Source organism: Novosphingobium album (ex Hu et al. 2023), from assembly GCF_022832385.1.
Lineage (GTDB): Bacteria > Pseudomonadota > Alphaproteobacteria > Sphingomonadales > Sphingomonadaceae > Novosphingobium > Novosphingobium album.
This window is the reverse complement of sequence record NZ_JALHLE010000003.1, coordinates 25277-38647: the sequence shown is the minus strand read 5'-3', so window position 1 is coordinate 38647 and position 13371 is coordinate 25277. Positions and strand designations below refer to the sequence as shown.

Sequence of the window (13371 nt, the reverse complement as noted above, 5' to 3'; positions counted from 1 at the left end):
AGAATGACCGCATCATTGGCAGGCGTGCCGGACACCGCGGGGCGCGAATGGCGGATGCACTGGGGGCTGGCACTCGCCAGTTTTCTCGGCATGTCCGTCATCGCCATTCCAGCCGTAACTCTGGGTATCTACATGGAGCCGCTGCAGGCCGCATTCGGCTGGAGCCGGGCGGAAGTCTCGCTGGGGATGACCATCTTCGCGCTGATCACCACCCCGCTGGCACCCGTGGCCGGCGCCCTCGCCGACCGTTTCGGCTCGCGCAGGCTGATCCTGCCGGGACTGGTTCTTAACGGCCTTGCCTTCGCTGCCTTTTCGCTCATGACTGGCTGGTACGCGCTCTATTTGGCGTGCTGGGTGGCCTATTCATTCTCGCAGCTCCTGATCCGGACCACCGTCTGGCATCGCGCCCTCTCTTCCAGTTTCCACGTCAGCCGCGGGCTTGCGCTTGCTGTCGTGATGCTCGGAATGTCTTTCACGCAGATTGCCGCCCCGCTCGTAACCCAGCATCTAATCGCCAGCTTCGATTGGCGCGTGACTTTCGCGGTCATGGGTATCGGCTGGGCCGGGACAGCCTTTCTGGTCAACCTTGTGCTGTTTCGCGAACCGGGGCGCGCAAGCCCGGCCCGGGCAGGCACGGCGCCACCTTCAGCTCATGCCGGCGAACGCGGTCTCACGTTCAAACAGGCGCTGCGGAGCGTCACCGTGTGGCGGATCATCCTGGCCATGTCGCTGTTCAGTCTGGTGATGAGCGGCCTGTCGATGCATCTGTTCCCACTGCTGACCGACAGCGGTGTGTCCGGCGTATCGGCAGCCCGCATCATCGCGCTGATCGGGATTTCGGCGCTCGCAGGCCAATTGCTGGCAGGGTTTCTGGCAGACAGGACCCGGAGCGCGCTGTTGCCGTTCGCCTGCTACGGCCTGTTCGCGGCCGCCTTTGCGGTACTCATGGAGGGGCACAGCTCGCAGACCACGCTGACGATGGGCGTGCTCCTTGCCGGTTTCAGTTCAAGTGCCTGTGTCACCGTCGGCACTTATCTCGTTACCCGCTATGCCGGCGTGCTCCACTTCGGCAAGATCTATGGCATCGCCTCGAGCGGCATGGGCCTCGGGTCCGGGATTGGTCCTGTTCTGGCCGGGTATATCCGCGATGCGACAGACACCTATTCCGCCTTCCTCGCGACCGGTCTCGTTCTGGCGATTGCGGCGGTGTTGCTGGTTACGCGCCTTGGCGCTTATCCCACTTTCGATAGCAAATCCCACTGACCGCTGATCGCCGTGTGAAAGGCCTTGGCCGCAGCGGCTTCATCCCCGTTCCACACGGCGCCGCTGACGGCAAGGAAGTCCGCGCCTGCCTGCACCAGCGGCCCGCAATTTTCCGGCGTGATGCCGCCGATGGCGACGCAGGGAATTTCGAAGATCCCCTGCCACCACTCGAGCAGGTCGAGGCCGGCCGTGTGCTTCACCTGCTTGGTGGAGGTCGGGAAGAAGGCGCCGAAGGCCACGTAGTCCGCGCCCGCCTCGCCTGCTTCCATGGCCAGGTGGCGGCTGTTGTGGCAGGTTACGCCGATCTGCGCATCGCGGCCGAGCGCCTTGCGGGCTTCTTCGACCGTGCCGTCGTCCTGCCCGAGATGCACGCCATCGGCCCCGATCCGCTTGGCTAGGCTGATCGAATCGTTGACGATAAACGCCACCTCGCGCTGGGCGCAGATCGCCTGCAGCGGTTCGGCGAGCCGCGCTGCCTCATGCTGATCGATATCCTTCACCCGGAACTGGAATGCCGCCACCGGCGCCGCATCGAGCGCGCGGGCAAGCCGCTGCGGAAAGTCGCCGCCAACCTCGAGCGGCGAAATCAGGTAGAGCTGTGCCGGTTCGCGTTCGAATTCGGGCTGTTCGGTGTCGTCGGTCATCACCGCGCTCTAGCCGCGCACAGGGCTCGCGCCAAGCGTTCCTGGCATTCCGGAACCATTCAGGCCCCGGATGCTTCCTGAGGGCATGACATTGCGTGCGCAACTTTCCTTCATCGCATCGTTCGCCCTTGCCGGCTGTACGATCATTCCTGCCGCTGAACCCGGTGCCAATGCGCCCTCCCCGCCGCCGTCACCCCCTCCGCTACTTGAGGCACACAGCTCGCCGCCAGTGCCCGCGCCAAATGCACCGCTCATCTATGCGGCGCTGGGCCAGACTGTTTCGGTGGATGGCCCGCAGGTGACTCCGCTCAAAGTGCTGGAAGACAGCCGCTGCCCCGCCAACGCCCGTTGCGTCTGGGCCGGACAGGTGCGGCTGCGCGTGCGGGTGAAAACGGGAACACGCCACCGCGATCTGGAGGTGACCTCAGGCAAACAGGTTCAGGTGGCGGACGGCACGCTCGAACTCGTAGAGGTCCGGCCTGACAAGTTCACGAACGAGAACAGCGGTGCGGTAGAGCCTGCCGCCTACCGCTTCGGCTTCCGCTTCGTCGGCGGTTTTTAGCTCAGCGTTGCCGACGGGGAGTGGTCAGGCTGTTCGATCGCCGGTGCTGGAATTTCCCTGCTGCCTATCGTACTCACATCAAACGGTGTCGTCTGGTAGATCTCGTTGATCCAGTTCGCGAACAGCAGATGCGCATGGCTGCGCCAGCGGTTCTCGGGCAGCTGTTCGGGATCGTCGTCCGGGAAATAGCCGAGAGGGAGCTGACGACCGCCATCGCGGCGGTATTCGTCGCCCAGCGTACTGCCGTCATATTCCAGATGATTGAACATGTGCAGGGCGCTGTGGTCGGGATCGTCCACGAGGCAAGGGCCAGTCTCGGCGCTCGCCGCAAGAACTGTCAGGGCATCTGCTGCATCCAGCGCGTCTGCGCAAGACGCCGCCCAGCGGGATACCGGCACGCCAAAGCTGTCGGAAAAGCCCCTCAGGTACGGCGAGTGCGGTACGAGGTTGTGGTGCCGGAACACGCCGAAGGCCTTTTTAGGCAGGTTCAGCTTCGGCACGCCGTGGAAGTACTGCAATGCCGCCTGCGCCGCCCAGCAGATCGTGAGGGTGCGGTGGACATGGGTCTGCGTCCAGTCGAGGATTGCGCAAAGCTCGTCCCAGTAGCGCACTTCCTCGAACGGCAGGTGTTCGACCGGGGCCCCGGTGATGATGAAGCCGTCGAAACGTTCGGTCTGCACATCGTTCCACGGGCGGTAGAATGCCTCCATGTGGTCGGCCGAGGTGTTGCGCGCGACATGGTCGCTGATCCGCACAAGTGTCAGCTCGATCTGGATCGGCGTCGCGCCGAGCAGGCGGGCAAGCTGCGTTTCGGTGCTGATCTTGTCCGGCATCAGATTGAGTAGGCCGATCCGCAAGGGCCGGATATCCTGCCGCACCGCGTCTGCTTGGCGCATGACGGACAGGCCCTCGGCTTCCAGGGTCTGCCGGGCTGGCAAGTCATCGGGGATCGTGATCGGCACTTCTGTTCATTCCTTCATGTGGAACGACGCGAAGTGGCTGGGTCCGTTTGGTTGCCGGATCGGCCACATCCCTCTTTGCAGAGGTGCCACCTTGCCCGGATCGGCAGGTTGGCGTTGGGCGTCGACCCAACTCTTGATGCTGGTGTCTATGTAAGACGATGCTGTGCTGAGTGCAATATCCGGGTGAATATCCGGTTTCCTATTACCTCCGGACCTGTCACATTCCGCACCGGTCACCACAAGAAAGAGGCGGCATCCCCGAAGGGACACCGCCTTTCACTTATTCCGAAAATTTCGTTCCGGCTCAGGCCGTGGCTGCCGCCTCGGCCTTCTGGGTCGAACCCTTGTAGATGTCGTCGATCGCTTCAGCGAGCGAGGCATTGAACTCGTCCTCGCTCATCTGCGCGCGCAGGTCGTTGAGCAGCGCGCGGCTGAAGCTGGCAATGATGCCCTTGTTCCTGGCGAGCTCGACGCAGGCTTCCTTGCGCGAGTAACCGCCCGAGAGCGCCACGACGCGCAGGACCTTCGGGTGCTCGACCAGCGGGTCGAAGGTGCCCGGGACGACCGGCAGCGAGAGCTTGAGCATGACCTGCTGACCCTCGGGCAGTTCGTCGAGGTTCTTGAGGATCTCGGCGAGCAGGATGGTGTCGCACTCGGCGCGGGTTTCGCTCTTGATGTTCACTTCGGGCTCGATCATCGGCATCATGCCGTGGCTGATCACCTGCGCACCGATCTCGAACTGCTGCTTGACGACGGCGGCGATGCCTTCGGCATTGGCCGAGTTGATCACCGAGCGCTCCTTGGTGCCGAACACGCCGAGTGCCTTCGAACGCTCCAGCAGGGCATCGAGCGTCGGCATCGGTTTCATCAGCTGCACGCCGTTGGCTTCGTCTTCCAGACCCTTGTCGATCTTGATGAAGGGAACGATGCCCTTGGCGATCAGCGCTGCCGGGGTCGGCACGCCGCCAACCTGGCCGTCCATGGTGCGTTCGAACAGGATCGCGCCGATGACCTTGTCACCGGTGAACACCGGCGAGGAGATGATGCGCGAACGCATCTCGTGGATCAGGCCGAACATTTCCTCTTCGGTCGACCAGGCACCTTCCTCGATGCCATAGCCCTTGAGCGCCTTCGGGGTAGAGCCACCGCTCTGGTCGAGCGCGGCGATGAAGCCGTTACCGGCGGCCATCTTCGCCTTCATGTCCGAATATTCCATACTACTCCTCCTGATTGGCTCTAAAAATTTGCCGCGACGTTATCGTCCGCACCGGCGTTTCGCAACTGAGGCAAGAACCGCTGTGGTCATGTCGCGCTGGCGGTAAGCGGGGACCTGGTACCCCCCCGAAAAATGGCGGAAAGCTTACGGCGGACGGGCTCGTCGAACCATTTTACGGCACACCACGACACCGTCAGTGCTGTGCCAATATAGAGCACCGCGCTCAGCAACGCCGGGACGCCCACGTCGTCCTTCAACCATTTGAACGGATCGATCAGCGCCCAATGCACGGCATAGAGTGCGAAGGACACATCGCCGAGAAACTTGGACGGTGTTGCGAGCAGAGAGGGCACTTCGAAACGGGAACCGAGCACCAGCAGCACCGGCCAGAGCAGCAGAATGCAGGTCAGATCATAGTGGCCGATAGCAGGCGTCTTCACCGGAATGCTGACGCCCATCCCGAAACCCACGAACAGGCCGAGAACATAGGCGATGGCCAGCAGGCATAGCGCGCCCACCCAGCCTCGTGGCCGCACGGCGGGTTGCGGCAGACGGGCGACTATCGCTCCCAGCGCAAACGAAAACGCGGTTCGCGCAAGGGCTACCGGCCATTCCCGCCACAGGGCGCCGATATTCGCACTCTGGCGCTCGATCACAACGGGCACGAGCGCCCAGGCGCTTAGCAGGCAGACGGCAACGAGGCCCATCCAGGGCAAACGGAACAGCACCGTCACCATGAAGAAGCTCGCCACCAGTTCGAAGAACAGCGTCCAGGCCGGCAGATTGATCGGAAACAGTGCCTGCGTAACCGGCGACGGCAACATCAGCAGATTGGTGGGAAGACTGTAGGCAATCTTGTGCGCTGTCCGGGCGTTCCAGTCACCCCCGGCCATTTGTCCCAGTGTCGTGGCGGTACACAGCAGGATGCCCAGAAGGAACAGCGGATAGAGCCGGATGGCGCGTTGGCGCATGAAGGGCAGAATGCCGTATCCCTTCTGCTTCCACCGCTCGTGATAGGCCTGCCAGAGGACGAAGCCCGAAAGCGCGAAGAAGAAATCTACCGCGATATAGCCATGCGGTGCCCGGATGAAGTCGAAATGGAACAGCGCGACGGCGAGCGCGGCAATACCGCGCATGCCGTCGAGCGTCACATACCGCTGCGATGAGCGTGGTGCGACCACTGGCGCCTCTCCCGAAAGGAAACCGTCATCGCTCATCGCAGTGCTCCGCACCGTGCGCGCGCGGCGGGGTCAGGCGGACAGCGCCGCCACGCCGGGCAGTTCCTTGCCTTCCATCCATTCGAGGAAGGCACCGCCAGCAGTGGAGATGTAGGTAAAGTCCTGAGCCACGCCCGCATGGTTGAGTGCCGCAACGGTGTCACCGCCACCGGCCACGGACGTCAGGGTACCTTCGAGGGTCAGGGCTGCGGCCGTCCTGGCCAGTGCCACGGTGGCCGCATCGAACGGCGCCATCTCGAACGCGCCGAGCGGACCGTTCCACACCAGCGTGCGGCAGGTCTTGAGCACGTCGCCCAATGCCTCGACCGCCAGCGGACCGGCATCGAGGATCATTTCGTCGGCAGCAACCTCGTGGACGTTGCAGGTCCGCAGCGACGGCGGATTTGCGGCGAATTCCTTTGAGACGACGACATCGTACGGCAGGTGGACCGTGCAGCCTGCTCCATCGGCGACTTCGAGGATTTCGTTGGCGGTGCCGGTGAGGTCATGCTCACACAGCGACTTGCCCACGTCGACGCCCTTGGCGGCGAGGAAGGTGTTGGCCATGCCACCGCCGATGATGAGGTGATCGACCTGTGTGACGAGGTGCTTGAGCACGTCGAGCTTGGACGAGACCTTGGCGCCGCCGACCACGGCGGCAACCGGCTTCACCGGCGTGCCAAGCGCCTTGTCGAGCGCTTCCAGTTCGGCCTGCATCGAGCGCCCGGCATATGCGGGCAGCGCCTTGGCGAGACCTTCGGTCGTGGCATGGGCTCGGTGTGCAGCCGAAAAGGCGTCATTGACGTAGAAATCGGCGTTGGCAGCGATTGCCTTGACCAGTTCGGGGTCGTTCTTTTCCTCGCCCTTCCAGAAGCGGGTGTTCTCGAGGATTGCCACGTCGCCCGGACGCAGGATGCCGATCGCCTGTTCGACGACAGGCCCGGCGATCTCGGGGACGAACATGACTTCCTTGCCGATCGTCTTCTCGACAGCGCCGACAACCATCGACAGCGACATGGTCGAAACGCGCTCGCCCTTGGGGCGGCCGAAGTGCGCGAGAAGCAGGACCTTGGCACCCTTGTCGCACAGGTCCTTGATGGTCGGTTCGGCTGCGCGGATGCGGGTATCGTCGGTGACGGCGCCATCCTGCATCGGCAGATTCAGGTCGACACGCACAAGCGCGACCTTGCCGGTCACGTCGCCCAGATCATCAATCGTCTTGAAAGCGCTCATCTTTCGATCCTCACATCGTCGCCGACGGCAATCTCGCCGTCATCCAGGACCCGCCCCAGCACGCCACCGCGCCAGTCCGGCGTCAGCGCGGCCATCAGGCCCGGCCTGATCTCGTCCATGCGGCTGCATGGATCGCATTCCATGGTGACTTCTATGCGGCAGTTCGACCCGATCGCGATGATCGCGCCCGCTTCACGGGGCAGGCGAATACCGGCGACGCACAAGTTCGCGCGGCGCGAATACCACGGTAACAGCTGTGCCTGGGCATCATCCAGTTCACGCAGCGCCGCTTCCCAGCTTTCCGCCTCGATCAGCGAGACCTGCCGGCGCGGCAGCTTTCCCTGACGCACGGCGCCGCGAAAGTCCCCATGGACTCCCGCGGCGGCTGTGACGGCAACGGACACCAGTTCCTCCATGGCACCACGCGATCGAGATCGCCGCGCGATGCCCCGGAGCGTGCCCGCTGCCGGATTCACTGTCAGAGGAACTTCGCCATCGCACCCGCAGTGTCAAGCATGCGGTTCGAGAAGCCCCACTCGTTATCGTACCACGACACGACGCGGACGAACTTGCCTTCCATGACGGCCGTTTCGAGGCTGTCGACGGTCGAGCTCGCCGGGTAGTGATTGAAGTCCGACGAAACCAGCGGCTGGTCGGTGTACGCCAGAACGCCCTTCATCGCGCCTTCCGAAGCGGCCTTCAGGGCAGCGTTGATCTCTTCCTTGGTCGTGTCGTGCTTCGGCACGAAGCACAGGTCGACAAGGCTGACATTCGGGGTCGGCACGCGGACCGACGAACCGTCGAGCTTGCCCTTGAGTTCCGGCAGCACGAGACCGACGGCGCGGGCGGCACCCGTGGTGGTCGGGATCATGTTGGCGGCACCGGCGCGGGCGCGGCGCAGGTCGCTGTGGATCTGGTCGAGCATGCGCTGGTCGTTGGTGTACGAGTGGATCGTGGTCATGAAGCCACGCTCGATGCCGACGGTGTCGTTCATCACCTTGGCAACCGGTGCCAGGCAGTTCGTGGTGCACGACGCGTTCGACACGACGATGTGATCGGCGGTAAGCGTCTCGTGGTTCACGCCGAAGACGATGGTGTTGTCGACGCCGGTGGCCGGGGCCGAGATCAGCACGCGCTTGGCGCCCGCGTCGAGGTGCGGCTGCGACGCTTCCTTCGACTGGAAGAAGCCGGTGCATTCGAGCACGATGTCGATGCCCAGTTCCTTGTGCGGCAGCTTGCCGGGATCACGCTCGGCGGTGACGACGATGTCCTTGCCGTTGACAGTGATCTTGCCTTCGCCAGCTTCCACGGTGCCGGGGAAGCGGCCGTGGGTGCTGTCGAAGCCAAACAGGAGCGCGTTGGACTTGGTGTCCGCCAGGTCGTTGATCGAAACCAGGTCGAGCCCGCAATCGGGGCGCTCGAGAATGGCGCGGGCGACAAGGCGCCCAATACGTCCGAAACCGTTGATCGCAACCTTCGTCGCCATAAATACTCCTCCTTAGGCGCTGAGCTTGTCCAGAATTTTGGGCACGATGGATTCGGCGGTGAAGCCGAAGCGTGCAAACAGGTCCTTGGCCGGGGCCGACGCGCCGAAGCGGTCCAGGCCGATGTTGAGGCCGCCATTGCGGCTTGCTGCCGTGTAGCGCTCCCAGCCCATGGTCGTGCCGGCCTCGATCGAGACGCGCAGGATCGAGGGATCGTGCGGCAGGATCTCGTGCTTGTAGGCCTCGTCCTGCGCCTCGTACAGTTCCATGCACGGCATCGAGACGACATCGGCACCGATGCCCTGCCCTTCGAGCGTATCGCGCACCTTGCAGGCCAGTTCGACTTCCGAACCGGTAGCGATCAGGATCACCTTGCGATCTGCTTCGGCGTGACGCAGCACGTAGGCGCCGCGTGCCGAGAGCATGTCGCCGGACTTGCGCAGCTGCGGCAGGTTCTGGCGGGTCAGTGCGAGGACCGAAGGCGTGCCGGCGGCTTCCAGCGCCAGGTTCCAGCACTCTGCGGTTTCGATCACGTCGGCCGGACGGAACACGTTGAGGTTCGGAATGAGGCGCATGCTCATCACGTGCTCAACCGGCTGGTGGGTCGGGCCGTCTTCACCCAGACCAATCGAGTCATGGGTCAGAACATAGATGGCGCGCGTCTCCTGCAGCGCCGACATGCGGATCGCGTTACGGCAGTAGTCCGAAAAGATCAGGAATGTGCCGCCGTAAGGAATGACTCCGCCGTGCAGCGCCATGCCGTTCATCGCGGCAGCCATGCCGAACTCGCGAATGCCGTAATAGACATAGCGGCCCGAATAGTCCTCGGCAGTGAACGGAGCCTGGCACTTGGCCTTGGTGTTGTTCGAGCCGGTAAGGTCGGCTGAGCCGCCGATCATTTCCGGGATCGCTGGCGCGAGCACGTTCAGCCAGTTTTCCGACGCCTTGCGGGTAGCCACGGTGGCATCGCCTTCCACCCATTCGGCCAGCGCCTTGCGGATCGGTTCGACCTCAGGAAGTTCGCCAGCCATGCGGCGGTTGAATTCGGCCGCGTCCGGGGCTGCGGCAAGCCGCGCTTCCCACTCGGCGCGGGTCTTGGCGCCGGCAGCGCCCAGCGAACGCCAGTCCGCCATGATCTCAGCAGGGACTTCGAACGGCGCGGACGTCCAGCCCAGGTATTCACGAGCCGCTTCAATCTCGGCAGCACCGAGCGGAGCGCCGTGAACGTCGTGGCCGCCCTGCTTGTTGGGCGCGCCCTTGCCGATCACGGTGCGGCAGGCGACCAGCGTCGGCTTGTCCGAAGCGGCAGCAGCTGCCAGTGTGCGTTCAATATCGGCGAAGTCGTGGCCGTCACAATCGAACACGTCCCAGCCCGACGCGCGGTAACGGGCCGGAATGTCCTCGGACGTCGAGAGCGAGGTGTCGCCGTCGATGGTGATCTTGTTGTCGTCCCACAGGACCTTGAGCTTGCCCAGCTTCAGCGTGCCGGCAAGACCGATGGCCTCGTGGTTGATGCCTTCCATGAGGCAGCCGTCACCCGCGATTACCCAGGTGTTGTGATCGACGAGATCGCCGCCGAACGTGGCGTTGAGCTGGCGCTCCGCCATCGCCATGCCGACAGCCATTGCCAGCCCCTGCCCCAGCGGGCCACCGGTGCATTCGACGCCGGGAATCAGGAAGTTTTCCGGGTGCCCTGCGCAAACTGAGCCGAGCTGACGGAAGTTGCGGATGTCGTCCATCGTCGGGCTTTCGTAGCCAGTGAGATGGAGCAGCGAATAGATCAGCATCGAACCGTGACCGGCCGACAGCACGAAACGGTCACGGTCAGCCCACTTGGGCGCTGCGGGATCGTACTTCAGGAATTTGGCGAAAAGCACCGTAGCGACATCGGCCATGCCCATAGGCATGCCCGGGTGGCCGCTGTTGGCAGCCTGAACCGCATCCATCGACAGCGCCCGGATGGCATTGGCCATCGTCGCAAGACGGTCGGGGGTAAGCGTCATGTTTTTGGCTCCGGAGCGGAATTTGTGGACGATTCGTTATTTTGCGCCCCCCTTTAGGGAGAGGCGGCTTCCCGTCAAGTTCAGCCCCCGATTTCGCCACGCCGCAGCGGTATTCATGGCTGGCCCGCGAGTTCACAAGATTGTGAACAACCGCCCCCAAATACTTGCCTTGGAGCAATAAGGCTATAGCCATGGCCGGATGGAGGATGTGCCGATCGTGCATGCGGTTGAAAGGATCGAGGCGGCTTTGGCGCGCGTCGAAGCTGCGGCGCCTGCCTTGACCGAACTTCGCGACCGTCATGTACGGTTCAAGGCCTCTGTGTCGCGCTCGCTGGAACAGCTCGACCAGCTTATTGAAAATCAGCCGGATTGATCGTGCCATGAGCAACGTCACACTCTCGATCGGCGGCAAGCGCTTTACCGTTGCCTGTGCTGACGGGGAGGAAGCCCATGTTGGCCATCTGGGCACGCTGATCGACGCCAAGGTGACGGCGGCCGGCGCGACCGGGCAGACCGAAGCGCGCATGATGCTGTATGCCGCCTTGCTACTCGCCGACGAGGTGCATGAACTGAAAGGGAGACAGACTCCCGCAGCCGTTCCTGCGGAATTGCAGGACCGGCTCGCCAGCATGGCGGTACGCATTGAAAATCTTGCAGACCTCCTTGAGGGTAGCGCGGCGAACGCCTAGATAGTGCAGGACGGGATCTGCCCGGCACGAGCCGTTCGAACATCCCTGAGGCTATAAGCAATCCAAGGGGGCTGTCCCTGCCCGGATCCTGGTCCGACGCACATGGTCCCCACCTGACGTTGAGGCGTCAGAGGATTTCTAGGAAAACGACCCATGGTGGACCCGTCACCCCCCATTTCCCTCGCCGACGAAAAGGCTGCCTTGCGCAAGGCCCATCGCAAGGCGCGTGCGGATCACGTAGCCGGCTTGCCACAGGGCTTGCGTGCGCTTGTGCTCAAACGTCCCCCAGCCCCGATTGTGGCGATGATCCCGGAAGGCGCCGCGGTCGGACTCTACCATCCCACCGGCGCCGAGGCCCCTGCTATCGGATGGGCCCGCTGGCTTGCGGAAAACGGCAGGCAGGTCGCCCTACCCTGGTTCGCGGGACGTGATGCGGTCATGGAGTTTCGTGCCTGGAACAATCCGTGGGACGATGATCTGCTGACTGCCGGTCCCTGGGGCGCCTTGCAGCCGAAAGAAGGCGATGGGCTAGTCATTCCGGACATCGTTGTCGTACCGCTCCTCGCTTTCACCGCTTCCGGCCACCGGCTCGGACAGGGCGGCGGGCATTATGACCGCTGGCTGGCCGCCCATCCCGGCGTATCTGCAATCGGTCTTGCATGGGACTGCCAGATCGCCGAGGAGCTGCCGTTCGAACCCCACGACCACCCGCTTGCCGCAGTGGTAACACCGACCCGCATCTACGAAGGACAACAGTGACAATGCGCGAAGCTCCGACGTTGCGGATTCCCATCGGCGTCCTTCTGCTGGTCCTTGCGCTCACTGTTTATGGAATCGCGGTCGCCAGTTTCGTGCCGCCCCTGATCGGCGAGTGGAACGCGCTTGCCCAGACGCCCGTCTATGTGGTGCTCGGCGTGATCTGGATCCTGCCCTTGCGGCGCTTCCTGATCTGGATGGAGACCGGGCGCTGGAGCTGATGCTCTCGGTCACCGGTGCGGACAATAAAAAAGGCCGGGTTTCCCCGGCCTCGTTCTTTGCTGCTGGAACCACTTCGTGGGAAGTGGCGCGAGTGACGGGGCTCGAACCCGCGACCTTCGGCGTGACAGGCCGACACTCTAACCAACTGAGCTACACCCGCGCAGCAATGTAAATGATCAGGTTGACCCTGACCGTCCGCATCTCTTCCGGTTTTCCCGGTAGAGATCCCAAGTGGCGCGAGTGACGGGGCTCGAACCCGCGACCTTCGGCGTGACAGGCCGACACTCTAACCAACTGAGCTACACCCGCGCAGCAATGTAAATGATCAGGTTGACCCTGACCGTCCGCATCTCTTCCGGTTTTCCCGGTAGAGATCCCAAGTGGCGCGAGTGACGGGGCTCGAACCCGCGACCTTCGGCGTGACAGGCCGACACTCTAACCAACTGAGCTACACCCGCGTACTTTGCGGTGCGTCCGCTTGGGAGCCGCGCCACTAAGCCAGCCGTGGGGGCCTGTCAACAGCCTAGCCGGGAGCCGATCGATTTTTTGCCGGGGACCGTTTCGGCCCTGCGATGGCGAAATGGCGTTAACCATATTTTGGCGACTGTGCAGCCATTCTGCGGGGCGCCCACGAACGGGCATGCCGGGGATGAAACCAGTGTTTTCGAAGCTAATGATCCCTTTTGCAGCCGCCCTGACGCTCGGTGCGGCTTTTGCCTCGTCCGTCACAGCCCAGGTACCGGCCGCCGTTGCCACTGATAGCGCGGTCTACGTCGAACGCATCGACCCGGATGCGAGCCGTCGTCTCGAGCCTGCACGGCAACTCGCGCCCGGGGACCGGGTCGTTACGGTCGTGCGATGGTTCCGGATGGGCGGAGACGGCGGCTTCGTTATCACCAACCCCCTTCCCGCTTCGCTCGCCTATGAAAAAAGTGCCAGCAATATGCAGGAAGTCTCGGTCGACGGAGGCCGCACCTGGGGCCGCCTCGAGAACTTGCGTATCGACGGCCACGAGGCAGTGCCTGAAGACGTCACGCATGTGCGCTGGCGCATTCCGGCAGGCAGAGCTGCCCGCGGGCGCGGAGAGATCGCCTATGCGGGGATCGTGCGCTGACGCAGC

At 63.5% G+C, this 13371-nt stretch carries 15 protein-coding genes, 3 tRNA genes and 1 riboswitch; of the genes, 7 read left to right on the top strand and 11 right to left on the bottom strand.

Annotation, left to right across the window (positions count from 1 at the left end):
* Window positions 1-3 precede the first annotated feature (3 nt).
* Window positions 4-1263, top strand: coding sequence for an MFS transporter (locus tag MTR64_RS02390; RefSeq protein ID WP_243990318.1), 1260 nt, complete (start codon window positions 4-6; stop codon window positions 1261-1263).
* Here MTR64_RS02390 and thiE read toward each other — a convergent pair.
* Window positions 1233-1907: a thiamine phosphate synthase gene (gene thiE / locus MTR64_RS02385; RefSeq protein ID WP_243990316.1), complete on the bottom strand. Its 675-nt coding sequence runs from the start codon at window positions 1905-1907 to the stop codon at window positions 1233-1235. The genes MTR64_RS02390 and thiE overlap by 31 nt on opposite strands.
* A 229-nt stretch (window positions 1908-2136) precedes the next feature.
* Here thiE and MTR64_RS02380 point away from each other — a divergent pair, with 229 nt between their 5' ends.
* Entirely contained in the window at window positions 2137-2469 is a 333-nt protein-coding gene (locus MTR64_RS02380) for a hypothetical protein (protein ID WP_243990314.1), read from the top strand.
* Here MTR64_RS02380 and MTR64_RS02375 read toward each other — a convergent pair.
* From MTR64_RS02375 to tkt, 7 genes are all read right to left on the bottom strand, one after another.
* Window positions 2466-3431 (bottom strand): homoserine O-succinyltransferase, encoded by a 966-nt coding sequence (locus MTR64_RS02375; RefSeq protein WP_243990312.1) that lies wholly within the window; start codon window positions 3429-3431, stop codon window positions 2466-2468. The two genes, MTR64_RS02380 and MTR64_RS02375, sit on opposite strands and share 4 nt — an antisense overlap.
* Before the next feature lie 37 nt (window positions 3432-3468).
* A riboswitch (SAM-I-IV-variant riboswitch) is annotated at window positions 3469-3576 on the bottom strand.
* Between the two features lie 159 nt (window positions 3577-3735).
* Complete coding sequence (locus tag MTR64_RS02370; RefSeq protein WP_243990310.1) at window positions 3736-4647, bottom strand: fructose bisphosphate aldolase; 912 nt, start codon at window positions 4645-4647, stop codon at window positions 3736-3738.
* Between the two features lie 86 nt (window positions 4648-4733).
* Window positions 4734-5864, bottom strand: coding sequence for an acyltransferase family protein (locus tag MTR64_RS02365; protein WP_243990308.1), 1131 nt, complete (start codon window positions 5862-5864; stop codon window positions 4734-4736).
* A gap of 33 nt (window positions 5865-5897) precedes the next feature.
* The gene (locus MTR64_RS02360; protein WP_243990306.1) at window positions 5898-7097 is read right to left on the bottom strand and encodes a phosphoglycerate kinase; all 1200 of its coding nucleotides are present in this window, start codon (window positions 7095-7097) and stop codon (window positions 5898-5900) included.
* Complete coding sequence (locus MTR64_RS02355; RefSeq protein ID WP_243990693.1) at window positions 7094-7513, bottom strand: MOSC domain-containing protein; 420 nt, start codon at window positions 7511-7513, stop codon at window positions 7094-7096. Before MTR64_RS02355 ends, MTR64_RS02360 begins: the two co-directional genes overlap by 4 nt.
* Before the next feature lie 62 nt (window positions 7514-7575).
* Window positions 7576-8583 (bottom strand): type I glyceraldehyde-3-phosphate dehydrogenase, encoded by a 1008-nt coding sequence (gene gap / locus MTR64_RS02350; protein WP_243990305.1) that lies wholly within the window; start codon window positions 8581-8583, stop codon window positions 7576-7578.
* A 12-nt stretch (window positions 8584-8595) separates the two neighbouring features.
* Complete coding sequence (tkt, locus tag MTR64_RS02345) at window positions 8596-10584, bottom strand: transketolase (RefSeq protein WP_243990304.1); 1989 nt, start codon at window positions 10582-10584, stop codon at window positions 8596-8598.
* Between the two features lie 199 nt (window positions 10585-10783).
* On the opposite strand from tkt, the gene MTR64_RS02340 reads away from it, so the two are divergent.
* From MTR64_RS02340 to MTR64_RS02325, 4 genes are all read left to right on the top strand, one after another.
* The gene (locus MTR64_RS02340) at window positions 10784-10957 is read left to right on the top strand and encodes a hypothetical protein (RefSeq protein WP_243990303.1); all 174 of its coding nucleotides are present in this window, start codon (window positions 10784-10786) and stop codon (window positions 10955-10957) included.
* A gap of 7 nt (window positions 10958-10964) precedes the next feature.
* Window positions 10965-11273: a cell division protein ZapA gene (locus MTR64_RS02335; RefSeq protein ID WP_243990302.1), complete on the top strand. Its 309-nt coding sequence runs from the start codon at window positions 10965-10967 to the stop codon at window positions 11271-11273.
* 153 nt (window positions 11274-11426) lie between these two features.
* A complete protein-coding gene (locus MTR64_RS02330; RefSeq protein WP_243990301.1) occupies window positions 11427-12032 on the top strand; it encodes a 5-formyltetrahydrofolate cyclo-ligase in 606 nt (201 codons plus the stop codon).
* Window positions 12033-12034: 2 nt separating this feature from the next.
* Entirely contained in the window at window positions 12035-12250 is a 216-nt protein-coding gene (locus MTR64_RS02325; RefSeq protein WP_243990299.1) for a DUF2842 domain-containing protein, read from the top strand.
* 84 nt (window positions 12251-12334) lie between these two features.
* On the opposite strand, the gene MTR64_RS02320 is transcribed toward MTR64_RS02325, so the two are convergent.
* From MTR64_RS02320 to MTR64_RS02310, 3 genes are all read right to left on the bottom strand, one after another.
* Window positions 12335-12411 (bottom strand) — tRNA-Asp (locus tag MTR64_RS02320).
* Between the two features lie 72 nt (window positions 12412-12483).
* Window positions 12484-12560: transfer RNA gene (locus tag MTR64_RS02315), tRNA-Asp, on the bottom strand.
* A 72-nt stretch (window positions 12561-12632) separates the two neighbouring features.
* A tRNA-Asp gene (locus MTR64_RS02310) sits at window positions 12633-12709 on the bottom strand.
* Window positions 12710-12924: 215 nt separating this feature from the next.
* Here MTR64_RS02310 and MTR64_RS02305 point away from each other — a divergent pair.
* Window positions 12925-13365 (top strand): hypothetical protein, encoded by a 441-nt coding sequence (locus MTR64_RS02305; RefSeq protein ID WP_243990298.1) that lies wholly within the window; start codon window positions 12925-12927, stop codon window positions 13363-13365.
* Window positions 13366-13371 lie beyond the last annotated feature (6 nt).